The sequence below is a fragment of the Faunimonas sp. B44 genome, from assembly GCF_052655945.1.
Genome location: NZ_JBQYEX010000004.1, coordinates 71,406 through 97,394 on the forward strand (window position 1 = coordinate 71,406; position 25,989 = coordinate 97,394).

General features: G+C 69.2%; 30 protein-coding genes. 6 read left to right on the forward strand and 24 right to left on the reverse strand.

Annotated features, from left to right (window positions below; genetic code table 11):
- Window positions 1–35: 35 nt before the first annotated feature.
- The 18 genes from ACUN0C_RS09215 to motA all read right to left on the reverse strand — a co-directional run bounded on the left by ACUN0C_RS09215 (window position 36) and on the right by motA (window position 12,483).
- Window positions 36–956 carry a flagellin N-terminal helical domain-containing protein gene (locus ACUN0C_RS09215; RefSeq protein WP_445466058.1) on the reverse strand — a complete coding sequence of 307 codons (921 nt, stop codon included), beginning with the start codon at window positions 954–956 and terminating at the stop codon, window positions 36–38.
- A 171-nt stretch (window positions 957–1,127) separates the two neighbouring features.
- Entirely contained in the window at window positions 1,128–1,859 is a 732-nt protein-coding gene (fliP, locus tag ACUN0C_RS09220; protein ID WP_445466520.1) for a flagellar type III secretion system pore protein FliP, read from the reverse strand.
- 35 nt (window positions 1,860–1,894) lie between these two features.
- On the reverse strand, window positions 1,895–2,317 hold the full coding sequence (locus ACUN0C_RS09225; protein ID WP_445466059.1) for a flagellar basal body-associated FliL family protein: 423 nt from the start codon (window positions 2,315–2,317) through the stop codon (window positions 1,895–1,897).
- 99 nt (window positions 2,318–2,416) lie between these two features.
- Window positions 2,417–3,118: a flagellar basal body L-ring protein FlgH gene (flgH, locus tag ACUN0C_RS09230; RefSeq protein ID WP_445466060.1), complete on the reverse strand. Its 702-nt coding sequence runs from the start codon at window positions 3,116–3,118 to the stop codon at window positions 2,417–2,419.
- Window positions 3,118–3,669: a MotE family protein gene (locus ACUN0C_RS09235; protein ID WP_445466061.1), complete on the reverse strand. Its 552-nt coding sequence runs from the start codon at window positions 3,667–3,669 to the stop codon at window positions 3,118–3,120. Before ACUN0C_RS09235 ends, flgH begins: the two co-directional genes overlap by 1 nt.
- Before the next feature lie 75 nt (window positions 3,670–3,744).
- Window positions 3,745–4,839 (reverse strand): flagellar basal body P-ring protein FlgI, encoded by a 1,095-nt coding sequence (gene flgI / locus ACUN0C_RS09240; protein ID WP_445466062.1) that lies wholly within the window; start codon window positions 4,837–4,839, stop codon window positions 3,745–3,747.
- Window positions 4,839–5,300: a flagellar basal body P-ring formation chaperone FlgA gene (flgA, locus tag ACUN0C_RS09245; RefSeq protein WP_445466063.1), complete on the reverse strand. Its 462-nt coding sequence runs from the start codon at window positions 5,298–5,300 to the stop codon at window positions 4,839–4,841. The genes flgI and flgA overlap by 1 nt, the downstream gene beginning before the upstream one ends.
- Before the next feature lie 16 nt (window positions 5,301–5,316).
- A complete protein-coding gene (gene flgG / locus ACUN0C_RS09250; RefSeq protein WP_445466064.1) occupies window positions 5,317–6,105 on the reverse strand; it encodes a flagellar basal-body rod protein FlgG in 789 nt (262 codons plus the stop codon).
- 11 nt (window positions 6,106–6,116) lie between these two features.
- Complete coding sequence (locus tag ACUN0C_RS09255) at window positions 6,117–6,443, reverse strand: flagellar hook-basal body complex protein FliE (protein WP_445466065.1); 327 nt, start codon at window positions 6,441–6,443, stop codon at window positions 6,117–6,119.
- Window positions 6,440–6,859 carry a flagellar basal body rod protein FlgC gene (flgC, locus tag ACUN0C_RS09260; protein ID WP_445466066.1) on the reverse strand — a complete coding sequence of 140 codons (420 nt, stop codon included), beginning with the start codon at window positions 6,857–6,859 and terminating at the stop codon, window positions 6,440–6,442. The genes ACUN0C_RS09255 and flgC overlap by 4 nt, the downstream gene beginning before the upstream one ends.
- Before the next feature lies 1 nt (window position 6,860).
- Window positions 6,861–7,250 carry a flagellar basal body rod protein FlgB gene (gene flgB, locus ACUN0C_RS09265; RefSeq protein WP_445466067.1) on the reverse strand — a complete coding sequence of 130 codons (390 nt, stop codon included), beginning with the start codon at window positions 7,248–7,250 and terminating at the stop codon, window positions 6,861–6,863.
- Between the two features lie 56 nt (window positions 7,251–7,306).
- Window positions 7,307–7,768, reverse strand: coding sequence for a hypothetical protein (locus tag ACUN0C_RS09270; protein WP_445466068.1), 462 nt, complete (start codon window positions 7,766–7,768; stop codon window positions 7,307–7,309).
- 11 nt (window positions 7,769–7,779) lie between these two features.
- Entirely contained in the window at window positions 7,780–8,862 is a 1,083-nt protein-coding gene (flhB, locus tag ACUN0C_RS09275; protein ID WP_445466069.1) for a flagellar biosynthesis protein FlhB, read from the reverse strand.
- Window positions 8,863–8,873: 11 nt separating this feature from the next.
- A complete protein-coding gene (locus tag ACUN0C_RS09280; RefSeq protein WP_445466070.1) occupies window positions 8,874–9,929 on the reverse strand; it encodes a flagellar motor switch protein FliG in 1,056 nt (351 codons plus the stop codon).
- A complete protein-coding gene (fliN, locus tag ACUN0C_RS09285) occupies window positions 9,916–10,263 on the reverse strand; it encodes a flagellar motor switch protein FliN (protein WP_445466071.1) in 348 nt (115 codons plus the stop codon). Before fliN ends, ACUN0C_RS09280 begins: the two co-directional genes overlap by 14 nt.
- A 51-nt stretch (window positions 10,264–10,314) precedes the next feature.
- Entirely contained in the window at window positions 10,315–10,665 is a 351-nt protein-coding gene (locus tag ACUN0C_RS09290; RefSeq protein ID WP_445466072.1) for a hypothetical protein, read from the reverse strand.
- Window positions 10,646–11,593, reverse strand: coding sequence for a flagellar motor switch protein FliM (locus tag ACUN0C_RS09295; RefSeq protein WP_445466073.1), 948 nt, complete (start codon window positions 11,591–11,593; stop codon window positions 10,646–10,648). The genes ACUN0C_RS09290 and ACUN0C_RS09295 overlap by 20 nt, the downstream gene beginning before the upstream one ends.
- A 5-nt stretch (window positions 11,594–11,598) precedes the next feature.
- Window positions 11,599–12,483 (reverse strand): flagellar motor stator protein MotA, encoded by an 885-nt coding sequence (gene motA, locus ACUN0C_RS09300; protein WP_445466074.1) that lies wholly within the window; start codon window positions 12,481–12,483, stop codon window positions 11,599–11,601.
- Between the two features lie 134 nt (window positions 12,484–12,617).
- On the opposite strand from motA, the gene ACUN0C_RS09305 reads away from it, so the two are divergent.
- The 3 genes from ACUN0C_RS09305 to fliI are packed head-to-tail and all read left to right on the forward strand — an operon-like array spanning window position 12,618 to window position 15,494.
- Window positions 12,618–13,400, forward strand: a complete 783-nt coding sequence (locus ACUN0C_RS09305; RefSeq protein WP_445466075.1) for a DUF1217 domain-containing protein — start codon at window positions 12,618–12,620, stop codon at window positions 13,398–13,400.
- Window positions 13,400–14,122, forward strand: a complete 723-nt coding sequence (flgF, locus tag ACUN0C_RS09310) for a flagellar basal-body rod protein FlgF (protein WP_445466076.1) — start codon at window positions 13,400–13,402, stop codon at window positions 14,120–14,122. The genes ACUN0C_RS09305 and flgF overlap by 1 nt, the downstream gene beginning before the upstream one ends.
- 49 nt (window positions 14,123–14,171) lie before the next feature.
- Window positions 14,172–15,494, forward strand: a complete 1,323-nt coding sequence (gene fliI / locus ACUN0C_RS09315) for a flagellar protein export ATPase FliI (protein ID WP_445466077.1) — start codon at window positions 14,172–14,174, stop codon at window positions 15,492–15,494.
- A gap of 51 nt (window positions 15,495–15,545) precedes the next feature.
- On the opposite strand, the gene tcuB is transcribed toward fliI, so the two are convergent.
- The gene (tcuB, locus tag ACUN0C_RS09320; RefSeq protein WP_445466078.1) at window positions 15,546–16,703 is read right to left on the reverse strand and encodes a tricarballylate utilization 4Fe-4S protein TcuB; all 1,158 of its coding nucleotides are present in this window, start codon (window positions 16,701–16,703) and stop codon (window positions 15,546–15,548) included.
- A complete protein-coding gene (tcuA, locus tag ACUN0C_RS09325; protein ID WP_445466079.1) occupies window positions 16,690–18,123 on the reverse strand; it encodes an FAD-dependent tricarballylate dehydrogenase TcuA in 1,434 nt (477 codons plus the stop codon). Before tcuA ends, tcuB begins: the two co-directional genes overlap by 14 nt.
- Before the next feature lie 342 nt (window positions 18,124–18,465).
- On the opposite strand from tcuA, the gene ACUN0C_RS09330 reads away from it, so the two are divergent.
- Window positions 18,466–19,164: a GntR family transcriptional regulator gene (locus tag ACUN0C_RS09330; protein ID WP_445466080.1), complete on the forward strand. Its 699-nt coding sequence runs from the start codon at window positions 18,466–18,468 to the stop codon at window positions 19,162–19,164.
- 28 nt (window positions 19,165–19,192) lie between these two features.
- On the opposite strand, the gene ACUN0C_RS09335 is transcribed toward ACUN0C_RS09330, so the two are convergent.
- Genes ACUN0C_RS09335 through ACUN0C_RS09345 form a run of 3 tightly spaced genes read right to left on the reverse strand, consistent with a single transcriptional unit; the run spans window position 19,193 to window position 21,953 of the window.
- A complete protein-coding gene (locus tag ACUN0C_RS09335; RefSeq protein ID WP_445466081.1) occupies window positions 19,193–20,002 on the reverse strand; it encodes an HpcH/HpaI aldolase family protein in 810 nt (269 codons plus the stop codon).
- 14 nt (window positions 20,003–20,016) lie between these two features.
- The gene (locus ACUN0C_RS09340; protein ID WP_445466082.1) at window positions 20,017–21,123 is read right to left on the reverse strand and encodes an Ldh family oxidoreductase; all 1,107 of its coding nucleotides are present in this window, start codon (window positions 21,121–21,123) and stop codon (window positions 20,017–20,019) included.
- 35 nt (window positions 21,124–21,158) lie between these two features.
- Window positions 21,159–21,953 carry an enoyl-CoA hydratase gene (locus ACUN0C_RS09345; protein ID WP_445466083.1) on the reverse strand — a complete coding sequence of 265 codons (795 nt, stop codon included), beginning with the start codon at window positions 21,951–21,953 and terminating at the stop codon, window positions 21,159–21,161.
- Between the two features lie 278 nt (window positions 21,954–22,231).
- Here ACUN0C_RS09345 and ACUN0C_RS09350 point away from each other — a divergent pair, with 278 nt between their 5' ends.
- Complete coding sequence (locus ACUN0C_RS09350; protein ID WP_445466084.1) at window positions 22,232–23,473, forward strand: MFS transporter; 1,242 nt, start codon at window positions 22,232–22,234, stop codon at window positions 23,471–23,473.
- Between the two features lie 80 nt (window positions 23,474–23,553).
- Here the strand turns inward: ACUN0C_RS09350 and ACUN0C_RS09355 are convergent, their stop codons facing one another.
- Window positions 23,554–24,648, reverse strand: coding sequence for a Bug family tripartite tricarboxylate transporter substrate binding protein (locus ACUN0C_RS09355; protein WP_445466085.1), 1,095 nt, complete (start codon window positions 24,646–24,648; stop codon window positions 23,554–23,556).
- 469 nt (window positions 24,649–25,117) lie between these two features.
- On the opposite strand from ACUN0C_RS09355, the gene ACUN0C_RS09360 reads away from it, so the two are divergent.
- Window positions 25,118–25,972, forward strand: coding sequence for a DUF1932 domain-containing protein (locus ACUN0C_RS09360; RefSeq protein WP_445466086.1), 855 nt, complete (start codon window positions 25,118–25,120; stop codon window positions 25,970–25,972).
- Window positions 25,973–25,989: the final 17 nt, after the last annotated feature.

Below are 25,989 nucleotides of genomic sequence, written 5' to 3' on the forward strand. Positions count from 1 at the left end.
AGGGCGCGGCCGCGTTCGAGCCGGTTCTGCCGCGATCAGCGGAACAGGGAGAGGATGTTCTGGCTGCTCTGGTTGGCGATCGAGAGCGCCTGAATGCCGAGCTGCTGCTGTACCTGCAGCGCCTGCAGCTTCGTCGATTCCTCGTTCATGTCGGCATCGACGAGCTGGCCGACGCCGCGGCCGATCGCGTCCATCATGTTCGACACGAACGCGTTCTGCAGATCGACGCGCTTCTTGGCGGCACCGAGGTCGGAGGCCGCCGTCGTCATCGACGACAGGGCGCCGTCGACGGCCGCGATCATCTCGTCGATGTCCGTGTTGTCGATGCCGGCAGCGGTGATGTCCAGATCCGACACGGATACCGTCACCGCGCCGCCGCCGGTCGTCGTGAAGGTGGTGTCGAGAATGCCCGACTGGTCGTCCGCGTCGAAGAGCTCGGTGCCCGTGATGTCGATGTCGATCGTGCCGACCGACACTGAGCCCGCGGCATCGCGCGTGAAGGACGCGACGATCGACTTCGTGGCACTGTATCCCGCGGCGCTGGAATCCACCGAAAGCCAATTCTCGCCGCTGAACGTGGCCGCCCCGGCATTGCTGATCAGCTGCTTCTGGAGAGAAGTGATCTCGGACTGGATCTTCGCCTTGTCGACGCCGGGCTCGCGCGCCGCCACGAGCTTCGTCTTGATCTCGTCGACCACTTCGATCGCCGAGTTGAGGCCGGTATAGGCGACGTCGAGCTTCGCGGCGCCGAGGCCGAGCGCGTCCTTCACCGTGGACAGCGCCTTGTTGTCGGAGCGCATGGTGGTGGCGATCGACCAGTAGGCCGCGTTGTCGGCCGCGCTGCCGACCTTCAGGCCGGTGGCGATGCGGGCCTGCGTCGTCTCCATGTTCTTGTTGGTTGCGGAAAGCGTCTGCAGCGCGGTCATCGCCGCGGCATTGGTCAGAAGGCTGGTCATGCTGAGTGTCCCAATTGAGTTGTACGCGGATGGGACATACCGGGCTTCCACCGGTACGGACGGGCGGCATCATGCCTTCGGGAGCGCCTGTCCGGCTCCCGACCGACCGTGGTGATACGACTAGCAGTCGAACGTTACGGCACCCTTAACCGGCAACGATTCGCCGCTCATTCAAACGTATGACCTGACCAGGCCGCCGATCAACATGTTCCAGCCGTCGATCAGCACGAAGAACAGGATCTTGAAGGGCAGCGAGATCACCGTCGGCGGCAGCATCATCATGCCCATGGACATCGTCAGGGTTGCAACGATCATGTCGATGACGAGGAAGGGAAGCACGATCAGGAAGCCGATCTCGAAGCCCCGCCGCAGCTCCGAGATCATGAAGGCCGGAACGAGGATGCGCAGCTCCACCGCGTCGTCCCCCGCCGCCGGAGCAGCCTCCGCCGGGGCGCCCTCCTGCGGACCGCCCGGCCCGTTCCGGGCGAGGTCCTCGAACAGCCGGAGGTCCTTCTCCCTGACCTGCGCCAGCATGAACTCGCGGAACGGCTCGGCAATGGCGGCGAACGCCTCCTCTTCCGTGATGCGGTTCTCGATGAGCGGCTGCAGCCCGCTCTGCCAGGCCCTGTCGAAGGTCGGCCCCATCACGAAGAAGGTCATGAACAGCGAAAGGCTGATCAGGATGAGGTTCGCCGGCGTGCTCTGGAGGCCGAGGCCGGAGCGCAGGAACGAGAGCGCCACGACGAAGCGCGTGAAGCTCGTCACCATTACGAGCAGCCCGGGCGCCACCGCGAGGACCGTCAGGAGCGCGACGAGCTGGATGATCCGCCCCGCGACGCTGCCCTGCCCCTCCGGGATGAGCGCCTCCAGCCCGGCCATCTGCGCGACGGCCGGCGCGGTCATGGCCGCAAGCGCCAGGACGGCGAGCGCGCAGCGCCTCACTGCACGACCAGCGTCTGGATGACCAGGTCGCGCACCTCGCCTTCCGCGCGGATGGACGCCCGCTCGACGAGATCCTCGCGCAGGTGCTGCAGGCCGCTTGGACCCTCGATCTGCCGCAGGGACACGGTCCGGAGGAAGGCGAGGATGTCCTCCGCGATCGCACTCGCGAGCGCCTCCGCCTGCGGGGGCGCAGGGTCGGCGAAGACGAGCGCGGCGTCGAGCCGGATGGAGACGTTCGGGGGATCGGCGAGGTTGGTGATGACGGGCGGCAACGGCCGGAGATTGGAGGGCGAGACCGGGCCGTGCGCCGCCTCGGCCGTCGGACCATGCCGCGCCGCGCCCGACGAGGCGACGAAATCGACGAGGTTCAGCCCGAAGAAAGCGCCGGCCCCGGCGGCCAGCAAAGTCAGTGCCGCCATCGCGGGCAGCCAGCCCGCCGCACCCCGCCTGCCGCCGTCCGGTCGGCCGCCGGTTGTCGCGGGCAAGTTGCGAGGCGCCACTCCCGTTCCCCTTCCCGCTCAGAACGGCGCGACGGCGTCGTAGAGGCGCTGCCCCCAGCCGGGCTGCTGCACGTCCGTCAGGCGCCCGCGACCGCCATAGGAAATACGCGCTTCCGCGATCTTCTCGTAGGAGACGGTGTTGTCGCTCGCGATGTCCCGCGGCGTCACGATGCCGGCGATGTTGAGCACGCGCACCTCGAAATTGACGCGGACCTCCTGCGACCCGCTGATCACGAGGTTGCCGTTCGGCAGGACCTCGCTCACCACCGCCGCGATCGAGAGCTCGATCCGCTCCGAACGGTCGATCGACCCCTTGCCCTTCGAGGTGGACTGGCCGGCCGCGTCGGCGGATGCGCTCAGCTTCGAACCCGACCCGTCCAGCCCGAAGGCGAAGCCGATCCCCGTCTTGGCGCTCGAATCCCGCGAACGGCCGGAGGCGTTGTCGAGCGTCGCGCGGTCATTGATGGCGATCCGCACCGTGACCACGTCCCCGACCTTGCCGGCACGCGGATCGCGGAAGAGGTTCGGCCGGCTCGCGTCCCAGAGCGACTGTTCCGAGGGACCGGCCGAGGGCGGGAAGACCGCGACCGGCACCGGCTCCCGATAGGCCTGGAGGCCGCTTCCGACCGGGCTGAGGCGCGGCTCGCGGCCGAAATCCTGGACCTCGCCCGCGCAGCCCCCGAGGAGCAGCCAGACGGACAGCACGGCGATGCGGCGCATCAGGATCCCTTCCCCCCGGCGGGCAGGCTCCGCGCGCCGGATATCGTGTCGGCGAGCCCGGCCGCGCGCGCCGGCTCCATCTCGTTCAGGATGGCGCTGGCGACACGGGCGTTGAGCTTCGCCAGGATCGCCGCCGCGACGTCGCCATCCATGGAGGTGAGCTGGCGCGCGGCAGCGTCGGGTCGCATACGGCCGTAGATGGCGACCACGCCCTCCTCCGCACTCGCGAGCAGCGCCTCGCGGCGGCGCACCCAGTCGGCGAACTCCGCCTGCTTGGCCTCGAGCAGCACGAGCCGGGCCTCCACCTGCTCCTCGAGCTCGCGCAGCTTGCGCGCCTGCCATGCCGCACGCGCGTCGGCCGCGGCGTCGGCGATGTTGCGGCAGTAGCGGTCGGCATCGGTAAGGGTTGCCGCATCGACACCGGGCGGCACGGTCCGCAGGGTTGCCGCGCCGGGCTCCTCCGCGGCGAGCGCCGGACCGCAGCCGAGCACCGCCGCGGCGGACACCACCACCGGCAACAAGACGGCAAAGCGGACGAAGCGCGATCTCATTTCGGCGGCAGGCTCTTCCGACGGACCGCGCACACCCTGCCCGGACAAGCTTGCGCCGGGCTGGCGACGCGGCCGCTACTGGATGACGAGATCCGCCTGGAGCGCGCCCGCCGTCTTGATCGCCTGCAGGATGGCGATGATGCCGGTCGGCTTCAGGCCGATCCGGTTGAGGCCGCGCACCAGCATCTGGAGGTCGGCGCCGCCGACGATGGCGAGCTGGCCATCGCCCTGCTCGGCCTGGACCAGGGTCTGGGGCGTCACGACCGTCTCGCCAGCCGAGAAGGGCTGCGGCTGCGAGACCGTCGGCATCTCGGTGATGCGCACGGTGAGGTTGCCGTGGGTGACTGCGACGGTCGAGATCTGGACGTCCTGCCCCATGACCACGGTCCCGGTGCGCTCGTCCACGACGACGCGGGCGGGCGTGTCCGGCTCGATCCGCAGCTCGCCGATCTCGGCGATGAAGCGGGTCGCGCCGACATTGCTGGGCTTCACCAGCGCAACGGTGCGGAGATCCTGCTCGTATGCCGTGCGCATGCCGTAGCGCGCCATCGTGAAGGCATTGATCGCATCGGTCACGAGGATGGCGGTCTTGAAGTCCGGGTTCTTCAGCTCGAGGGTCAGCGAGCCGGAATCGCCGAACCGGCCGGGGACGCGCTGCTCCACGATGGCGCCGTTCGGAATCCGCCCGACGGTCGGAACGCCTTGCGTCAGCGTCTCGGCGTCACCCTGGGAGGAGAAGCCGGACACCGCCACCGGCCCCTGCGCCACCGCATAGGTCTGGCCGTCGGCGCCGGCGAGCGGCGTGAGGATGAGCGTCCCGCCCATGAGCGAGGTCGAATCGCCGAGCGAGGACACCGTCACGTCGATGCGCGAGCCCTTGCCGATGAAGGCGGGCAGCTCGGCGGTGACCATGACGGCCGCGACGTTCCGCGTCCGGAGCTGGCTGCGCCGGACGTTCATGCCCATGGCGTCGAGCATCGACTGGAGCGCCTGCTCGGTGAAGGGCGAGTTGCGAAGGCTGTCGCCGGTGCCTTTCAGGCCCGTGACGAGGCCGTAGCCGATGAGCTGGTTCTCGCGCACGCCGCGCAGCCCGGTGACATCCTTGATGCGGACCGAGGCGTCCGCCGCGACGGTCAGGCAGAGGAGGAGCGCGGCGGCGAGCCTCAGCATCAGCCGGCTCCGACCCGGACCGAGCCGTCCGGCTGGACGATGCCGTTGATGATCGTGCCGCTGTCGAGGTTGCGGACGCGGATGACGTCGCCGGCCCGGCCCGGCTCGAGCGCAGAGCCGTAGGCGGTGATGACGAGGCCGCCCTCGCGGAACACGACCTGGACGGAGGCGCCGCGGGCGACGAGCTGCGGCTCGCCGAGCGCACCGAGCGGGATCGGCTGGCCGGCCACGAGGGTCCGGCGCGCGACCTTGCCGACGACCTCGAAGCGATCGGCCGCGAAGCTCTGCAGGCTGGCGGAACTGCGGAACGCCCGGTCGACGACCTCGCCGGGTCCGAGGACGTCGCCCGGATAGACCGTGACGGTCGGCACGGGCAGGAGCCGCGACTGCGCCGCCGCCGGAGCGGCGGACGCGGCCGCCCAGCCGAGGGCGAGCATGGCTGCGAGGAATGCTGCGCGCACGGCGCCCCCCCCCCCTTTACCTGATGCCCTTGGAGACGACACCGGCCATGTCGTCGGCGGCCTGGATCACCTTAGAGTTCATCTCGTAGGCGCGCTGGGCCGCGATCAGCTCGGTGATCTCCTTCACCGGATCGACGTTGGAGGCTTCCAGATAGCCCTGGTGGATGCGCGCGTATCCCGGATCTGCGGGCACGCCGACGACGGGCGCGCCGGAGGCCGTCGTCTCGCGGTAGAGATTGCCGCCGAGCGGCTCGAGCCCGGTTTCGTTGGCGAAATTCGCGAGCGTGAGCTGGCCGAGAAGCTGCGGCTCGGCGTCACCGTCGAGGGTGGCGAAGACCTGGCCGGATTCGTTGACGACGATCTCGACCGTCTCCGGCGGCACCAGGATCGCCGGCTCGACCGTATAGCCGTCGAGCGTGACGAGCTGGCCGTCGGCATTGGTGTTGAAGGAGCCGGCGCGGGTGTAGAGCGTCTCGCCGTCCGGGCCGACCACCTGGAACCAGCCGCGGCCGTTCAGCGCGAGGTCGAGCCTGTTGCCGGTGTTGGCCAGCGCGCCCTGGAGGTGCAGGTTGCGGATCGCGGCGGTGCGCACGCCGAGCCCGAGCTGGGCGCCCTCCGGGATCGCGCTCTCCCCGCCCCTGTTGGCAACGCCCTGCAGGCGCTCCGCCTGATAGAGGAGGTCGGTGAACTCCGCCCGGGCCCGCTTGAAGCCGGTCGTGTTGATGTTGGCGATGTTGTTGGCGATGACTTCGAGATTCATCTGCTGGGCGGTCATGCCCGTGGCAGCAATGGCGAGCGCTCTCATTCGAAGATCCCTCAGATCGCCATACGGCTGATTTCCTGATACGCGGCCACGACCTTGTCGCGGATCGCGATGGCGGCCTGGAGCGTCTGCTCGGCGGACATCACCGCCTGCACGACCTCCTGCACGGAAGCGGTGCCGGTGATCCCGGAGATCGCCGCCGCCTCGCCCGCATGCAGCTTCTCGGCCGCGCCGGATGCCACGTCGGCCAGCACGGCGGAGAAGTCCGGGCCCTGGCCGGCGGGCGCCGCCGCGCGCCCGGCCCCGGCCGCAATGGGGGTCGCGCCGGCACCGGAGACGTGCCGCAGCGAAGCGGCGACGATGGACAGGCCGTCCGTCATGAGGACCTCAGGAGATCGATCGTGCGCGAGACCATTTCGCGCGTCTGGCGTATGATCTGGAGATTGGCCTCGTAGCTGCGGTTCGCCTCGCGCATGTCGGCCATTTCGATCAGCACGTTCACGTTCGGCAGCTTGACGTAGCCCGCGTCGTCGGCGGCCGGGTGGCCGGGATCGAACTCCACGCGGAAGGGCGCCCGGTCGGTCGCGATCCGCTTCACCTGCACGAGATCCACGCCGGCTGCCCGGTCGAGCTCCTCCGCGAAGGTGACCACCTTGCGCGCATAGGGATCGGCGCCGGGCGCCTGGCCCGTGGACTGCGCATTGGCGAGGTTCTCCGAGACGACGCGCAGCCGTGTGGACTGCGCGGCGAGCGCCGAGGCGGAAACACGGAGAGCGGCCTGGAGAGCGTCGATCATGTCACCTCAACCCCGCCATCACCATCCGGTGAAAGGCCTTCACGACACTGACGTTGAGCGAGGAGGCGCGCTCCACTTCGCCGGCCTTGATCATCTCCTGCTCGAGCGTCACGGAATTGCCCGAGACGGAGACATCCCAGCCGTCGACCTTCTCTGCCCTGCCCGGGCGGAACGCGACCGGCTCGGCAACCATATGCGCGGGCGACGTCGCCGCCAGGCGCACGTCGAAAGCGTCGAGCACGCGGTCGAACGGCTCGACCTCGCGCGCACGGTAGCCCGGCGTGTCGGCGTTCGAAACGTTCTGCGCGACGGCCGCCTGCCTCACGGCGAGCCAGGCGGAATGCCGCGCGGCGAGACCGAACAGATAGACGCCGTCCACGTGTTCCCCCAATTCCTCACCGGCAGAGTAGGTGCGGAATCTTGCCCGAGGCTGGCGCCTCGCCCGCCTCAGGGGCAAAGGGAGGGCGGGATCTCGTCGAAAAGGGCGTCGGGCCGCTGGGCGTCGAGAAGAGCGGCGGCCAGGCTGCGCGTGTTCTCGTCCGCGCTCGGAGCGGCCTCGGCGAAGCTGATGTAATGAAGGTCGATCGCCGCCTCGCGCTCGCGGAGCTCGAGACCGAAGAAGGCCGAAACGCCCAGGTGGCGGAACTCCATGTCGAGCAGGATTGTCGGCGGACGGTCCCAGTCGACGCGCGCCTCCGCGGCCGAGCCGAACCGGAGGGTGCCCGGCTTGAAGTAGAGCTCGGCCGAGGAATTCACCAGGTCGCCGATGTTCGCGTACTGCTCCGTCCGGATGAACGCGATCAGGTCGATGACGTCGACGAGGCGAAGCTCGCTCGCCACGCGGCCGAGCCCCCGGGCCAGAATGCCCTCGCGCGTCAGCGCATGATCGTCTCTGACTTTCAGAAGCATGCCGAGCAGCCTTACCTCGCCGGATTGCGACCGCCCGCCTTGGCGTAGAGGAAGTATATCACTTCCGCCACGGCGCGATAGAACTCGGCCGGAATGGCGCGGTCGACCTCGGTACTGTCGTAGAGGGACCTTGCCAGAGCCTTGTCTTCGATGACGGGAATGCCGTTTTCCTCGGCGATGCGGCGGATCGTGAGCGCGATCAGATCCTGCCCCCTGGCGAGGACCACCGGCGCACCGCCCTCCTCTCGGACATAGCGCAGCGCGACCGCGAAATGGGTGGGGTTCGCGATCACGAGCGTGGCGCGCGGGACGGCGGCGATCATGCGCTTGCGCGAGCGGTCGAGCGCGAGCGAGCGCAGGCGCGCCTTCACGATCGGGTCGCCCTCCGTCTGCTTGTACTCGTCCTTGACCTCCTGGCGCGTCATGCGGAGGTCGCGCCGCCATTGCACCCGGGCCCAGACGAGATCGGCGGAAACGAGAAGGATCGTAGCGATGCTGACCGCGGAGAGCAGCCGGATCGCCATGTCCAGCATCATCGCGGGTACGGCGTTCGGGTCGATCAGCATGGCGTTGAACATCGCGAGCCATTCGGCCCCGAGCACCAGCACGACCACGCCGATGATTGCGGTGAACTTGAACAGCGACTTTGCGAATTCGACCTGGCCCTGCAGCCCGAAGATCCGCGACCAGCCCTTGCTCGGAGAGATCCGCGACCATTCGGGCTTGATCCGCTCGGCGACGAGCCGCGGGGCATTCTGCAGCATCGAGGCGGCGATGCCCGCGACGGTGAGCACGACGATGATCGGGACCAGGAAGCGCGCGGCTTCCCGGAACACCGCCTGCCACAGAAGGATCGCGTCCGCGCCATTGTCGAGCGTCCACCCGGCCGGGTCGTCGAGCAGCCTGCTCAGCGTCACCGCCAGCCTTGCGGCATTCGCCTCCACGAGGAAGCCCGAGATGATCAGTACAGCACTGAAAGATGCGAAGACCGCCACCTCTTTCGAGACCGGCACGCGGCCTTTTTCGATGGAATCGCGAATTTTCTTTTCAGTAGCTTCTTCGGTTTTGCTGTCTTTTTCAGGCGTATCGGCCATGTAAATGCAAGCTACTGGTAATATTCGGCTTCATCGGCCGCGTTCAGCTCGATCTCGCCGCGCTCGGCCATGGCGAGCGCCATATCCGCGATCGCCCGCCGGGCCTTGGCCACCTCGCGCTGCGGGGCGGGCTCGCCATTGGCGAGCTCCGCCTCGACGATGCGCCGGGCGCGGGCCGCGAGCGAGGACAGGATGAAATCCCGGAACGAAGCGTCGGTGCCCTTCAGCGCCAGCACGATGCGCTCCGTCGAGACCTGATCGAACAGGACCATGCGGGCCTTCGGCGCGAGCTTGACGATGTCCTCGAAGGTGAAGAGCAGGCCCTTCAGCACTTCCGCCGCCTTCGGCCGTTCCGCGGCCAGGCTCTGGAGCACGTCCTCCATCTGGTCGCGCTCCATCTTGTTGATGATGTCGGCCATGCGCGCATGCGCGTCGGCGCCGGTCTTGCGCGCGAGGTTGAGGAGCAGGTCCTCGTGCAGCGTGCTCTCGATCAGCCGCATCGCCGGCTCCATCACCGGCTTCATGCTGAACATGCGGCGCATCAGCTCGTTGCGCACCGTCCGCGGCAGCTGGCCCATGACCTTGGCGGCGCAGGCCGGGCTCACCTTGGAAAGGATCAGCGCCGCGGTCTGCGGATGCTCCTTCACCAGGTATGCGGCGAACATCGTCTCGGAGACGTTTGAGAGCCGTTCCCACATCGTCTGGTTCGAGCTGCCGAGCACGTCCGACATGATGTCGGCGATCTGCTCGGGCGGCAGGACGCCGGACAGGAGCTGCTCCACCTCCCGCGCGGTGCCGAGGAGCCCGGTTCCGGCGGAGAACTCGGTCGCAAACTCCTCGATGACCGCCTCGATCGCGGCGGGGGAGAGCGGGCCGAGCTCCGTCGCCGCCCGCGTGATCTGCCTGAGCTCGATCGGATCGAAATGCTTGAGGAGCTGGCTCGCCAGCGGCTTGCCCATGGCGAGCAGGAGCGCGGCCACCTTGTCGGTGCCGCGCAGCGGCTTCGCCGGGCCGGCCGGCTTCCCCGATCCGCCCGAGACGGCGAACTTGAGGTCAGGCGCCGCCATCGGTCGCCGACTGGCCGACGATCTCGGTGAGCGAGACGCCGAAGCGGGAATTGTCCTCCTCCACGACCACCACCTCGCCGCGCGCCACGACGCGTCCGTTCACGACGACGTCCACCGGCTCGCCGATCCGGTGGTCCAGCGGAATGACGGCGCCGCGCCCGAGCTTCATCAGGTTGGCGACCGGCATGGTGGTCGAGCCGAGGACGACCTGCACCGAGACGGGGATGCGCAAAATGGCGTCGAGGTGGCTGCCGCCTTCGCCGCCGGCCCTGCCGTTCGACGGCTCGCGGCCCGGGGCTTCGCCGCCCGCGAAGAGCGCTTCACTGTGAGACATGATCTCTGTCACCTCGCAACCTGGCAGAAGGGGCCGTGCACGCGGGCCTCATCACGCGCTGCCCGAGACGGGCGCGGCCGCCCAGGAACTCTCTGCGGCGTCCGCGCCGCGGCCGGCGCCGAGCGCCGCGGCCGTCCGCAGCCTGCCGTCCAGCGCTTCCACGACGGCCCGCCCCTCGTCGATCCGCTCGCCGAGCGCCGCCAGCGTCTCGCCGGAGCGGCCGTTCATGTCCTCGATCGCCCGCTCCAGGCCGCCGAGCGCGCGGCGCGTCTCCTCGAAGACGCGCTCGTAGGCCTCGTGATGGGCGCGCAGGCGCTTAAGCTCGCGGTACATCGCCGCCACGCGCGCACTCGTCACGACGAGCGCGATCAGCAGCACGCCCTCAACCAGATAGGAGGTCATCGATCATGTCCTCGTTGGTGTCGACGAAGTCTTCGATCCGGAGGGTGTAGGCGGAGTCGGAGCGACCGAGCTCGCACCAGAAGAGCGGCTGGTCGCCGCATTCCAGGCGCACCTTGCTGCGCGGGCCGGCGTCGAGCGCCAGCACCGTGCCGACCTTCAGGCCGGCGATCTCGCCGAGCGTCATCTGCTTCTCGTCGAGGATCGCGGTGAGGCTCACCTCGGTGCGCGCAACCTCCGACTGGATCTGCCGGGTCCAGCGCGGATCGCGCGGCGACACGTCGCCGGAGAGCACCCGGGCAAGGTTCTGCCGCATGGGCGTGAGGGCCGATTGCGGGATGACGACGAACATCTCGCCGCCGGAATCGAGCGCCTGCAGAGCGAGGCGCGCCACGATCGCCGGATTGTTGCGGCGGCCGATCACGGCGAAGTCGAGCCGCGTCTCGATCCGCTCGAACCTGAACGGCGTTTCCGCGACGGAGGCGAAGCACGCCTGGAGGGCGGCTGCGGCGAGATCGAAGACCAGCTGGCCGACCCGCATCTCGATCGTGCTGATCGGCCGATCCTCGGCGCCGCGCCGCTCGGCCCCGTCGCCGCCGAAGAGCGCCTCGATGAGGGCGTCGAGGCTCGGCCGGTCGAGCCCGACGAGGACGCGCGCGTCCCACTCGCAGGCGTAGAAGACCGCCGCGACGGCGCCCTGCTCGTAGGCGGCGATGATGTCGCCGACCCGGCAGGTCTCCACGCCCTCCAGGCTCAGGAGGACGGGCGAGGGCGAGAGCGGCCGCAGGCTGTCCGCGCACATCGTCGCGAGGCGGTCGAACACGACCTTCAGCATCGGCATCCGGTCGATCGAGATGCCGGCGACGTCGAGGAGCCGGTCCGGGACGCCGCCCGGACGGATCGTCGCGGCCTCTTCCGCTTCCGCCGTCATCGGCCTCACGCCGCCTGCTTCTGGGGAACGTCCCGGGAGCCGCCCGAGATCGTCTCGCTCTCCACCTCGTCGATGGAGGGCCGGTCGAGCGACGAGATCGTCTTCCGCCCGTGCTCGAGCGCGATCTGCGGCATCGCGCCGTTCATGAAGGCGAGCAGCGTCTGCTTGACGATCACGAAGAGGCGGCACCTCTTCTCGCGCCCGACCTTCACCTTGTGGGCGAGCGGCGAGACGATCGCATAGGACAGGAAGATGCCGGCGAACGTCCCGACGAGCGCTGCGCCGATCAGGCCGCCGAGAAGCTCGGGCGACTGGTCGAGCGCGCCCATCGCCTTGATGACGCCGAGCACCGCCGCGACGATGCCGAGCGCCGGCAGGCCTTCCGCGACCGAGACGAGCGCGTGATACGGCTTGAGCTTGTCGCGGTTGATGGTGTGGATCTCCTCGTCCATCAGCGCTTCGATCTCGTGCGTGCGCGCATTGCCGATGATGATGAGGCGGCAATAGTCGCAGATGAAATGCGTGAGATCCTTGTCGGCGAGGACGCTCGGAAAGCGCTTGAAGATCTCCGACTGGTCGGGGTTGTCGATGTGCTCCTCGACCTCGTTGCGGGCCTTGCTCCTCAGGTCGCGCATCAGCACGTAGAGCAGGCCGAGGAGATCGAGATAGTCGCGCGGCTTGGGACCGGACCCGAGCACCGCGCTGACGCTCGCCCGCCCGGTGTCGGCGACGGTGGCGAGCGGATTGGCGATGATGAACGTGCCGAGCGCCGTCCCGCCGATGATGACGAACTCCCAGGGCTGCCAGATGACCCCGATATGCCCGCCCATGGCGGCGAAGCCCCCGAGCATGCAGCCGAGCGCGATGACGAGACCGATGAAGAACCCCAACGCCTCAGCTCCGGATGCAAGCTCTCCCCGAAGCGGGGCATAGAGGCCAAGGCTTGCGCGAAACTGGCCCACGCCAGCTTCGGGCAAGCCGGGTCGGCGATGGTCGCGCGTGTCGGGCTCTCGATGGGATCGCCGTGCTGACCACCGCCACCGCCTACCAGTTCGTCGCCGGGAACATCACGCAGTCGCTGACGCGGACCGCCGCGCAGCCGGTCGTGGCGCGCGAGAGCGCGTACTACCTGGAGGCCATCGTCAAGGTGAAGTCGATCGAGGACTTCATGAAGGACGACCGCCTGTTCGCCTACGCCATGAAGGCGCACGGGCTCGCCGACATGACCTACGCCAAGGCGTTCATGCGCAAGGCGCTTGAGGGCGGGATCGACGATCCGGACAGCTTCGCCAACAAGCTGAGCGACACGCGCTACCGCGACTTCGTCGAGACCTTCAATTTCGTCCGAAACGGCGCCAATGCGACGGTGTTCACCAGGGCGCAGCAGGGCACCGTCGACCGTTACGTCCGCCAGACGCTCGAGGAGGATGCCGGCGCGGCCAACGAGGGGGTGCGGCTCGCGCTCTATTTCGAGCGCAAGGCGTCGTCCGTGAAGAGCGCCTACGGCCTGCTCGCGGATCCGGCGCTCCTGAAGGTCGTGCAGGTAACGTTCGGAATCCCGGCCAGCATGTCGACGGCGGACATCGACCGCCAGGCGGCCCTCTTCGATTCCAAGCTCGACGTCGCCGATCTGAAGGATCCGGAGAAGGTGAAGAGGCTGATGCAGCGCTTCACCGCAATGTGGGACATCGAGAACGGCACTGCCGCCGCGACCTCGCCCGCGATCCTCATCAGCCAGCCGCGCGAGGCGGGCATCGGCGCCGACCTGCTGATGAGCCTGCAGCGCCTGAAGCTCGGGGGCTCGTGATGGAGAGCGGGCTCTACGTCGCCCTGTCGGGCCAGATCGCGCTGGAGCGGCGGCTCGACACGATCGCGCGGAACATGGCGAATGTCGGCACCGCAGGCTATCGCGCCGACGAGGTGAGCTTCGAGGCGGTCATTGCAGGGATGCGGGATCCGGTCGCCTTCGCCTCCGCCGGCGAGACCTTCATCCTGCGGCAGCCGGGCGCACTGACGCAGACCGGCAATCCGCTCGACGTGGCGGTCGACGGCGACGCCTGGCTCGGCATCGCGACGCCCGCTGGCACCGCCTACACCCGCGACGGCCGCATGCGGATCACCCCGGCCGGCGAGCTTCAGACGCTCAACGGTTATCCCGTCCTCGACGTCGGCAACGCGCCCATCCTGCTCGACCCGAACGGCGGCGAGGTGAAGATCGCGCGCGACGGCATGATCACGCAGGACGGCCAGCAGGTCGGCGCCATCGGGCTGTTCCGGATCGAGCCGGCGGCCGGCCTCGCCCGGTACGAGAACGCCGCCGTCATCCCCGACATCGCGGCGGCGCCGGTGCTCGACTTCACGGCAAACGGGATCGCCCAGGGTTTCGTGGAGGGCTCGAACGTCGACCCGATCCGCGAGCTGACCAAGCTCATCATGGTGTCGCGCACCTTCGAGGCGACTGCGACCGCGATTGCCGACACCGAATCGTCGCTGAAGGACGGCATCCGCACGCTCGGGGGGAGAAGCTGAGCCCTGACGGGGCGCCGTCCGGTCGGCGCTCTCCGAAGCGGCCGGGGCGGTGAGCGCCCTCGACCGCCTCGCGGCCGCCTCCGGGCCGGGCCGGGTGCCGGCGCTGCGCATGAGCGGCGTCGTGACGGAGGTCGCGCCGACCCACTTCCGGCTTGCCGGCCTGTCCCACTTCCTGAAGCTCGGCGACTGCATCGGGGCGGCGGAGCACGGGCCGGAGCCGATCGGGGAAGTGGTCCGCATCGACGACGCCGGCGCCACCGTGAAGCCCTATGCCAATCGGCTCGAGGTCGGGCCGGGCACGCGTGCCTTCCGGATCGGCCCGCTCGCCATTGCACCCGACATCGCCTGGAAGGGCCGCGTCATCGACGCAATCTGCCGTCCGATCGACGGGGACGGGCCGCTCGTCCCCGGCATCGAGCCGCGCCCCGTCGATGCCGCGCCGCCGCCGGCGATCCGGCGTGCGCGGGCGCGGGAGCCGGTGGCGACCGGCGTGCGGGCGATCGACATCTTCACGCCGATCTGCCGCGGCCAGCGCGTCGGCATCTTCGCCGGCTCCGGCGTCGGCAAGTCGACGCTCCTCTCCATGCTCGCGCACGCCCGCGGCTTCGACAGCATCGTGATCGCGCTCGTCGGCGAGCGCGGCCGCGAGGTGCGCGAGTTCCTCGAGGAGAGCCTCGGGCCGAACCGCAAGCGCGCCGTGACCGTGGTCGCCACCGGCGACGAGAGCGCGATGATGCGCCGCCTCGCCCCGCGCACCGCGATGACCGTCGCCGAAGCCCTGCGCGACGCCGGCGAATCGGTGCTTCTCATCGTCGATTCGATCACGCGCTACGCCCATGCCGCGCGCGACGTGGCGCTCGCCGCGGGCGAACCAGCCGTGGCGCGGGGCTATGCGCCGAGCGTCTTCGGGGACCTGCCGCGGCTCCTCGAGCGCGCCGGCCCCGGCGAGGACGGCAGCGGCACGATCACCGGCATCTTCGCGGTCCTCGTGGACGGCGACGACCTCAATGAGCCGGTGTCCGACGCGATCCGCGGCACGCTCGACGGGCACATCGTGCTGAGCCGGTCGATCGCCGACCAGGGGCGCTACCCGGCCGTCGACATCCTGGCATCTGTATCACGCCTGGCGCATCACGCGTGGGCGCCCGAGCAGCGCGGCCTCGTCACGAAGCTGAAGGCGATGGTGGCGAGCTTCGAGGACAGCCGCGACCTCCGCCTGATGGGCGGATACCATGCCGGGGCGGATCCGGATCTCGATCAGGCCGTGGCGCTCGTCCCGGCGCTCTACCGCGCGCTCGTGCAGGAACCGTCGTCGCCCCCCGCACTCGACCCGTTCCGCGAACTGGCCGACGCGCTGCAGCCCGGCAGGTAGGCACGCGTCCCCCGGCGCCCTCTCAAGTCGCGCGGCAGCCTTCCTTATCCTTCAGGCGGCCGCCGAAGCCGGGCGCGCTGCGCCGGGCGCAGCCTTGACCGGCGGCGTCTCGTGCGCCCGCAACTCCCGCGCGTAGCGGACGAGCGCCGCGAAGCGGTAGATGCCGTGGACGAACTTGCCGTAGGGCATGGTGACGAAGAAGCCGAACACGAAGCCGAGATGGACGGCGAGCAGGATCCCCATCGCCGGGGTGGCGCGCAGGAAGAGGAGCAGCAGCCCCGTCACCCCCGTCAGGAAGAGCATGGCGAGGAAGGCGACGTCCATGCCGAGCCGCGAATGGTCGAGCAGGGCCGGGTCGCGGCGCTGCTTCGCCATGTAGAGCCCGATCGGCCCGATCACGAGACCGAGGCCGCCGAGCGTGCCGAGGACGACCGGCAGGTCGTACCACGGATAGGGCGCCTCGCGTCCCAGGACATAATGGTAGAGCGTGGCGACGCTGGTCGAGGCGAAGCAGAGCAGGAAACCGTAGAAGGTCGCGTGGTGCGCATGCCTGCGGCCGTCCTTCTTCGGCCGCTCGTCCTCGTTCATGCAGCCCATGCCGCCGCCGTCGAGATAGCGCAGCGACATGGCGTCCCTCATCGCCTGCCAGATCGAGCCGCCGTCGGAGAGCGGCTTGCTCGGCTCGCCGATGTCGCGCCAGAAGTTGCGGAAGCCCATGACGAGCGCGACGACGGCATAGAGGAAGGCCGCGCCGAAGATCGCGACCATCGCATTGTGCGGCATCAGCCGGTAGAACGCGCCCGGCCCGGTATGGGTGGCGAAGAGCACGGACGGATCGTTGAAGGCGATGAAGCCGATGATGAAGACGGCGACGCTCAGCGCCGCCACGATGCTGATCATCAGGCCGTTGCGCTCGAACATGCCGGCGAAGGCGCGTGGCCAGGCATAGGCCTGGTAGGTCTCGCCGCGCAGCTTCGCCAGCGTGCGCGGCACGTCGACGTTGAACTCGTGCGGCGGCGAGAACTGGCAGTCGTAGTAGCAGGCGCCGCAGGCATGGCAGAGATTGGCGAGGTAGTTCAGGTCGCCGGGCGTGAAGGCCCGGCGCATCTCCATCGCCGGGAAGACGGCGCAAAGCCCTTCGCAATAGCGGCAGGCATTGCAGATCGTCATGATGCGATCCGCTTCCGCGGTGGTGTCAGTTGCGGGCATTTGCAGCTGCCTCTCGTCCTGCGATCCGACCGAAAACGCTTCCGATGGTCATCCCGATGCCGGCGAGATAGCCCTTCCCGAGCACGTTGCCGGCCATGATCTCGCCGGCGGCGAACATGTTCGCCGATGGCATGCCGTCGTCCATGACGATGCGGGCCTCCTTGTTCACGCGCGTCCCGAGATAGGTGAACGTGATGCCCGGACGCACCGGATAGGCGTAGAAGGGCGGCACGTCGATCGTGCGCGCCCAATGGCTCTTGGGCGGCGTCAGCCCCTCCGTCCGGCAATCGTCGAGCACGGTGGAATCGAACGTGCCCGGCCTCACCGCAGCGTTGAACTCAGACACCGTCTTCTCGAGCCTCTGCGGGTCGAGGTTCAGCTGCGCCGCAAGCCCGCCGAGCGTGTCCGCTTTCAGCGGCGGATAGACGGAGGGCATGAAGGCGCTGACCGACTTGTGGTCGATGATGATGTGCGCGATCTGGTCCGGCTGCCCGGCCACCAGGCGCCCCCAGATGGCGTAGCGCTTCGGCCAGAAATCCTCGCCCTCGTCGTAGAAGCGCTCGGCATCGCGGTTGACGACGATGCCGAACACCACGCAATCGAGCCGCGTCACGATCCCGCCGTCATATTTCGGCGAGCGCGCGTCAATGGCCACCGCATGGCACTGGGTCGGGTCGCCGACCGGCTGGACCCCGCGGTCGAGCAACATCTTCAGGACGCTGCCGCGATTGTAGCGGGTGCCGCGGATGAGGAAGTTGTCGGCGGGCGGGCCCCAGTACTCCTTCAGCCATTCGATGTTCGATTCGAAGCCGCCGCTCGCCGCCACGAGCGCTCCGGCGCGCACGACGTGGTCGCGCTCCCCGCTGCGCACCGTCGCCGAGAGGAACATGCCGTCCCGGATGTCGATGTCGACGACGGGAGCGTCGTAGAAAATCGCGATGCCGAGATCCTCGGCGGTCCGGTAGAGCGCGTTCAGCATGGAGCGGCCGCCGCCCAGGAAGAAGGCGTTGGTGCGGCCGAGGCTGAGCGTGCCGCCGAGCGATGGCTGGAACCTGACGCCTTGCGCAAAGAGGAAGTCCCAGAGCTCCTTGGACTGGCTGATCGTGTAGCGGGCGAGCTCCTCGTCGGTCTGGCCGCCGGTCACGCGCAGCAGGTCGTCCCAGAACTCGTCCTCGTAATAGGGGCCGGTCAGCACCTCGTTCGGCTCGTCGTGAGCGACCCGCATGTTGCGGGTGTGGCGGGTGTTGCCGCCCCGATAGAATTTCGGCGCCGCCTCGACCACCGCGACCGTGCGCCCCGCGCGACGGGCGTTGATCGCGGCGCAGAGCGCCGCGTTTCCGCCGCCGATCACCAGCACGTCATAGCGGCCGGCGATCTCCGGCGATGGCTGTTGCAGTGCTGCCGTGCTGTCCGCCGCCATGCTGGATCCCTTGTTCGTATACGCGCGTATGCAACAGCGTGGCCGCGCTGTCCAGCCCGGCCCGCGGAGGCCTTCCCGGCGCCATCGGTTCGCTTGGAACGCCTGCATGGGCCGGCCACGATCGCCGACCTGCCGCACCCGGGCCGCGTTCGGGAATGCAGATGTATACGGAAGATGCCACGGCGCGTCCCTCCATGTATATTCCGTCCCAGGGTTGCATGCGCCGTGGGGACCCGGAACCGCGGTCCACCTTGGACTCGCGCGTCGCCTCCCGCTACATGGAAATGTTTTCCGTCTCCCGACGCCGTCGGCGGGATCGGTTCAGATCGGGATCAGTCCGAGATGGCAGACAAGAGCGCAGCGATGCACGCCTCTCCCGCCGTCGGCGTCGGAGCCGGCGGCCCGTCCAAGACCTCGCGCGCCAACTGGGTGTTCGAATCGCTGCGCAACGGGATCCAGGAAGGCCGCTACGCCCGCGGCGAACGCATCCGCGAGGAGGAGGTCGCGCGCGCCCTCGGGGTGAGCCGCACACCCGTGCGCGAGGCGCTGTCCCGCCTGCAGGCCCGCGGCCTGCTCGAAATGGCGCCGGGCGGCCTCGTCGTCGCGACGCTGACGCGGCCGCAGACGATCGAGCTCTACGCGATGCGCGAGATCCTCGAGGGCTCCGCCGCGCGCTTCGCGGCCCAGCACGCCTCGCCGAGCGAGATCGCCAACCTGCACCGCCTGGCGGAGGCCTTCGCGCGCTCGGCGGGCGACCCCGACAAGCTCGCCCGCTACAACCGCGAGTTCCACGGCGCGATCTATGAGGCGGCGCACAACCGCTATCTCATGCGCACGCTCGACGAGATCCACGACGCGATGGCGCTCTTGCCGAGCACGACCTTCACGGTGCCGGGCCGTACCGAGAAGGCGGTGGAGGAGCATGGCCGCGTTCTCGCGGCGATCGAGGGGCGGAACCCGGACGATGCGGAGCGCGAGGCGCGGCAGCACATCGAGAAGGCGCAGGACGCCCGCCTCTCGATGATGTTCGATTACGCCTGAGCCGATGCCCGCCGGCGGGCCGGCCGCGTCAGCGGTTGGCCTCCGCGACCTTGCGCAGCTCCGAGACGCGCCGCCCCGCCTCCGCCATCAGGAAGCCGATGTCGGTCTGGGTGGTGATGAAGCGGATGCCCCGGCCGATCAGCTCCGCCTGCCGGCCGAGATCCCTGTCGCCGCCGAGGCCGGCCCACTTGCCATGCGCTTTGCAGGCCCGGATCATGCGGTCGATGGCATCCATGATGATCGGATCGCCGAACGCGCCCGGCCTGCCGAGATTGGTGAGCAGGTCGTTGCAGCCGATATGGACGACGTCGACGCCCTCGACGGCGGCGATCGCCTCGACGTTCTCCAGCCCCTCCGCCGTCTCGATCATGCAGATGACGAGGGTGGTGTCGTTCAGTATGCGGCTGCTCTCGGCCACGGGCATCGGCTTGAAGTCGAAGATGGAATAGGCGCCCGAGACGGAGCGCCTGCCGACCGGCGGGAACTTGCAGGCCTCGACCGCCCGCCGCGCCTCCTCGGCGTTGTTCACGTCCGGATAGACGATGCCCATGACGCCGTTGTCGAGGAAGCGGGGCACATCGGCGTCCGCCAGGTGGCGGGCACGCACGATCGGCGCGACGCCGCAGCCGATCGCGGCCTGCGCGATGTGCCCGATCGTCTCCGGCGAGTAGAGCGCGTGCTGGCCGTCGACGAAGATGAAGTCGTGCCCGGTCGCCCTCGCGATGCGGGCGATCTCGGCCGAGCGGCCGAGGCGCACGACCATGCCGAGGGCGACGTCGTCGGCCGCCATCCGGTCCTTCAGCGGGTTGCGGACAAGCGTTTCGTTGCTGGCGTTCACCGGTCCCTCCTCGTTCAGGCGTCGAGCGGTGTTGCTCGCGTCGCGAGCGGGGGAACGCCGCGCGCTCGGGCATCCTCCTGGAGCGGCTCGAGATCCTTCGTCTGGTACGGGATCCCGGCGCCTAGCCGGCGCTGCTCCTGGCGCGCTTCCGGCTCGCCCGGCATCAGGATCTCTTCGAACCCTTCGGCGAGCGGCACCGCCTTCACGCGCTCGACGAGGACGTCCATGCGCTGCCGGTACTCCTCCGCGCTCATGAAGAGGTCGGGCTTGATGGCCAGGAAGAAGTGCCCGACGTTCTGCGCCCGCGTGTAGTCCTTGTACTGGTCGGCGACGTCGCCGGCGAAGCCCGCGCCGGAGATGACGCCGCCGAGGATGTCCATCAGCATCGAGAGGCCGGAGCCCTTCGGCCCGCCCATCGGCAGGACAACGCCAGCCAGCGCTTTGACCGGATCGGTCGTCGGCTTGCCGTCGGCATCGAGCGCATAGTCGATCGGGATCGGCTCGCCGAGCCGGATGGCGCGCCGGATCTTGCCGCGCGCGGCCACGCTCGGCGCCATGTCGAGGATGAACGGCCCCTTCTCGCCGCCGGGCGCCCCGGCCGCGAAGGGGCTCGTGCCGAGCAGCGCCTCGCGGCCGCCCCATGGCGGCATCGCGCGCGAGGCATTGGTGAAGACGAGCGCGATGAATCCCGCTTCGATGGCCTGGAGCAGGTAAGTCGCGGCCATGCCGAAATGCGTGCTGCGCTTCGCCGACACCATCCCGATGCCCATCTCGCGCGCGATCGCCATCGCCTCCGCCATCGCCCGCGTGGCGACGACGAAGCCGAGGCCGTCCTCGCCGTCGAGATGGGCGACCGCCGGCATGACGCGGCGCGGCTTCAGGTTGGGGCGGGCGTTGACGAGGCCGCGGCGGAGCCGGTCGAGATAGCCGGGCAGCCGCATGAGGCCGTGCGTGTCGACGCCGCGCAGATCCGCCCGCACGAGGCACTGCGCCACGATGCGCGCGTCCGCCGCCGGCAGGTCGTAGGTCTCCAGGAGCGCCGTCACGAAGCGGCGGGCGGCCTCGGGGTCCGCGTAGACCGTTTCGGGCGGCTGGCCCGGGGCCGGTTCTTGCTGGGTCATCGTCGTCCTGTCTCGTTCGCAGTCCCGCGTCAGGCTCAGCGGCCGGTGAAGACGGGCTTGCGCTTCTCTTTGAAGGCGCGGCGCCCCTCGGCATAGTCGGCACTGTCGAGACAGGCGGCGGCGAGGGCGTCGAGACGCGCCACGTCCCGCTCGCCGGGATCCTTCAGCACGGCGTCGATCGTCGCCTTGGAGGCGGCAACGGTGAGCGGCGCGTTCTCGGCGATCTGCGCCGCGATCCCGCGCACGGTCTCCTCCAGACGGTCGGCCGGCACGACGCGGTTCAAGAGCCCGATCCGCCACGCCTCCTCCGCGTCCAGCCGGCGCCCGGTGAAGAGGATCTCCTTGGCGTAGGCCGGGCCGACGAGATCGGTAAGGATCTTGAGGTTCTCGATGCCGTAGGCGAGGCCGAGGCGCGCCGCCGGGATTCCGAACTGCGCGTCCTCCGACGCGATCCTGAGGTCCGCCTTCATGGCGACCGCCAGCCCGCCGCCGAGGCAGAAGCCACGGATCATGGCGATGAGCGGCTTGGCGAAGGAGGCGAGCCGCATCCGGCCGCTGGTGGTGATCTCCTTGTAGAGCTCGCCGGCCGCCGCGTCGGCGCGCTTCTCGTCGAACTCCGAAATGTCGGCTCCCGCGGTGAAGGCGCGATCCCCCGCGCCCCTCAGCACCACCACGCGGACGGCCGGATCGGCCTCGAAGGCGTCGAGCGCCGCCGTGATGCCGTTCCACATCTCCAGCGAGATGGCGTTCCGCCGCTCCGGATTGTTGAGGACGAGCCACCCGATGCCGTCGCCCGCCTCGGCGAGGATCCTGTCGGTGCCAAGGTGCATGGATCGTCCTCTGCGAGTGCAGTTGCGGGATTTAGGCATGCGGAGCGCCTTGCGGCGCTGCCGATCGCGCCCGGTCCCGGCGCGTTGCATTCGCTTGCATCCAGGGCCACGGGTGTCAAGCCGCGCCGCCTGCAGCGATTGCCATTGTCGCATGCGGTTGTGTACAGACGAGGCGATCCTAGCAGATCCGGTTGCCGTCAGGTCCGTCCGAAACCTTCTTCGGCTGCCGCGGCTTCCTGCACAATGACCCGATCGATGCCCGCCGAGCCCGCGCGACCATGACCGCCATCCATGTGACCGGATCCGACATGCTCGGCGGGTCGAGCACGCGAACGATCCTGGCCGTCACCCTCGCCCATTTCGTGAGCCACTTCCTTCAGCTCGCGCTCGCGCCGCTGCTGCCCTTCATTCGCGGCGATCTCGGGGTGAGCTTCACGGAGCTCGGCTTCGTCCTCGCGGTCTTCTACGGCACGTCGGGGGCCGGCCAGATGGCGGCCGGGGTGCTCGTCGACCGGATCGGGCCCGACCGCCTGCTCCTGGCGGGAATGGCGCTCCAGACTGCGGCGACGGCGGCGATGGGCTTCGCCCCCGGCACGGCGGCGCTGATCGCCCTCGCTTTCGTGGCCGGCCTCGGCAACAGCGTCTATCACCCCGCCGATCTGTCGATCATCAGCCGGCGCGTCGAGCCGAAACGTCTCGGGCGCGGCTTCGCCTATCACGCGATGGGCGGCGCGACGGGCGCTGCCGTGTCCCCCCTCGTGGTGGCCGCGCTCGTCACCGTCCTGGGCTGGCGCGGCGCGATCGTGGCCGCCGCACTGATCGCCGCCGGCCTCTTCCTGTTCGTGCTCTCGAGTTGGAAGGCGATCGCCTGCGGATCGCCCGTCCGGCACGATGCGAAGCAAGATCAAGGCCCGGCGGCACCGGCGACCGCGAGCTTCCTCCAGATCCTGCTGAAGCCGGTGGTCTTCACGCTGCTCGCGTTCTTCGTGCTCACCTCGATCGCCGGCTCGGGCGTGCAGAGCTTCGGCATCGCCGTCCTGACGGAGGGCTACGCGGTCGCGCTCGCGCTCGCGACCTTCGCCGTGACCGGCTACCAGCTCGGCAATTCCGGCGGCATGTTCGTCGGCGGCATCCTCGCCGACCGCACCGACCGCCACCAGGCGGTGGCGATGGCCGCGCTCACCGTCACGGCGGCGGCCATCCTCGCGGCCGGATTCACGACCCATGTCCCCGTTCTCTGCGTCGCGCTGCTCTGCGTGGGCGGCTTCACGAAGGGCGTCGCGCTCCCCTCCCGGGACGTGCTCGTGCGCCGCATCGCTTCGCCGCAGACGCTCGGCCGCGTGTTCGGGATCACCTATTCCGGCCTGGACATCGGTTTCTTCGTGGCGCCGCTCGTCTTCGGCATTGTGCTCGACCATTACGAGCCGAGCTACGTCTTCGTGATCGCCGGGCTAGCCTTCTTCCTCGCCATTCCGACGCTGCTGACGCTCCGCTCGACCCGCCCTGCACCTGCACCCTGAAGGAAAAGGGGCGGCTCCCGCGGAAGCCGCCCCTCGTCACGTGCCGTGGAGCGCGGCGGAAAGGCCGCCGCGCTTCAGCGTCAGAACCTCACATTGTACTCGGTGGTGAGGTAGTTGCGCAGCCAGTCGCGGGCCTCGTCCGGCATGTTGGTCGCGACGTCGTAGAGGCGGAGCGCGGCGTCGCCCGTCGCCTGCTCGTACTCACCGAGGACCTCGCCCTTGCCGGCCTGGAACTCGGGATCGGCGACGGCGTCCTCGAACGCCTTGGTGTAGGCGTCGACGATGTCCTGCGGCGTGCCCTTCGGCAGCATGACCGGCTTCTGGGCGGCGAAACCCGAGCCGAACACGGCCTTGTAGACGTCGAACTCGATGCCTTCCGGCCTCTTGCCGTGCATCATCTCGTAGGCTTCCACGAAATGCGGCAGGTCCGGGAAGGTCGGGTCGCGGGCGAACTCCCCGTTCGCGTCGAGCACGCCCCAGGAGAAGATCGGCACCGCCTTGCCGGCCTCCACGAGCGGCACGACATTCGAGAGATACGCGCCCGACGTCTGGTAGTCGATCGTCGTCTCGCCGCGCTCGAAGGCGAGGCGGCCGTCGGCGCGGCCCGGCATGCCGAAGACGTAGCGCACGTTCAGGCCGAGCACGAGGAACGCGATCATCGGCACGAGGTCGAGCGAGGTCGGCCCCTGGCTGCCATAGATGAGCTCCTGGTCCTTGATCTTGTTCAGGTCGGCCGCCGATTCCACGCCGAGGTTCGGCGGCAGGTAGCAGACGCCGCCGGTCGGCGAGACGAGCACCGGCGTGAAGTTCTTGTAGTCGTAGCGGACGCGCGGGTCGCCGAGCAGGTACGGGAACTGCGTGGTCGCCGACGTGACGATGATCATCTTGCCGTCGGGACGGGCGCGGGCCGCAAACTCGTTGGTGCCGGTGATCGAGCCGCCGCCGGGGATGTTCCGGATCACGACGTCCGGATTACCCGGCAGGTACTTCTTCAGGTAGGGCTGGTAGTAGCGCGCGAGCACGCTGCTGCCGCCGCCCTCGCTGAACGGGCAGATCCACTCGACGGTCTGCCCCGAGAAGTCGGCCGCGGCGAACGCGGATTGCGGACCGGAGACCGCGGCGACACCGGCGGTGGCGGCCGTTCCGGCCAGGAAAGTTCTGCGATCAATCTTCATTTCGATCCTCCCAGACGCTGAAAGCGGGCTTCCCGACGGTTCACCGCCGATCGCCTCATGCACACACTCGTTCCAACCGCAGCGACAGCCGGCAGGCAACCCTAGCACGACGGCCAGCGCCGCGGACCCGGATACCGGATTCCGACGCGGGCATGCCGTTCTGGCGCAACCAGCTGCCGAAGGACAGCATGGTCAGGAGCAATGCCCTTATGCTTGACGAGCTTGACCTCCCTGTCAACAATTGTATGCAATCGGCAGCGAGAAGGACGCAGAGCCCGGACGAGACCGACTTGGTGCGCCAAGGCCTGCCTGCTATGGGAGAAGCTGGCGCCGCAATGAACGGTCCGCGTCCCGGCCGCAACCACCAAGATCATCTCCTGCGCGCCGCGTTAGGCGTCACGGACCACCCCCCGGCCCGGGCACGGGGACATCGAATGCGGCCGGCAGATGCCGCTGAAGGGAGACCGCGATGAGCGCCAAACCGCGTCTGAGACTGGCGATGATCGGCTTCGGCGAAGTCGGGCACGTGTTCGCGAAGGATCTGCTGGAGAACGGCGCGGAGATCGCCGTCTACGACATCCTCTTCGACGACCCGAAGGCGGGGCCGGACCGGATCGCGGATGCCAGGCGCGCCGGCGTCACGCCGGCCCCGAGCGCCGCCGAGGCCTGCGGCGGGGCGGAAATCGTGTTCTCCTGCGTGACCGCCTCCCAGGCGCTCCGCGTCGCGGAAGGCGCGGCCGGCTTCCTCCAGCCCGGCCAGGTCTTCCTCGACGTGAACTCGGTTTCGCCCGCGACCAAGCAGGCGGCCGCGGCGGCGGTCGAGAAGTCGGCCGCGGCCTATGTGGAGGGCGCCGTAATGGCGCCCGTCATCGGCCCCAATCTGAAGGTGCCGATCCTCAGCGCCGGCCGACGCGCGGCCGAGATAACGGAAAGGCTCAACGCCGTCGGCATGAACATCCGGCCGGTGGCCGCCGAGATCGGGCGCGCGTCGGCCACCAAGCTTTGCCGGAGCATCATGATCAAGGGGCTCGAGGCCCTGATCATCGACTGCACCCGCGCGGCCGCCGCCTTCGGCGTGACCGACGACGTCTTCAAGAGCTTCTACGACAGCTATCCCGGCATGGACTGGAACGAGATCGCGGCGACGATGCCGGGCCGGGTCGCCAGGCACGGCGTCCGCCGCTCGGCCGAGATGCGCGAAGTGGCAGGGATGCTCCGGGATCTCGGGATGGACGGCTCGCTCGCCGATGCGGTGGCCGACCGCCATGAGCGCTACGCGACGACCGAGGCGCCGCGGGAGGCGCGCAGCGAGGCGGCGGAGTAACAACTCGCCCGGAAGAC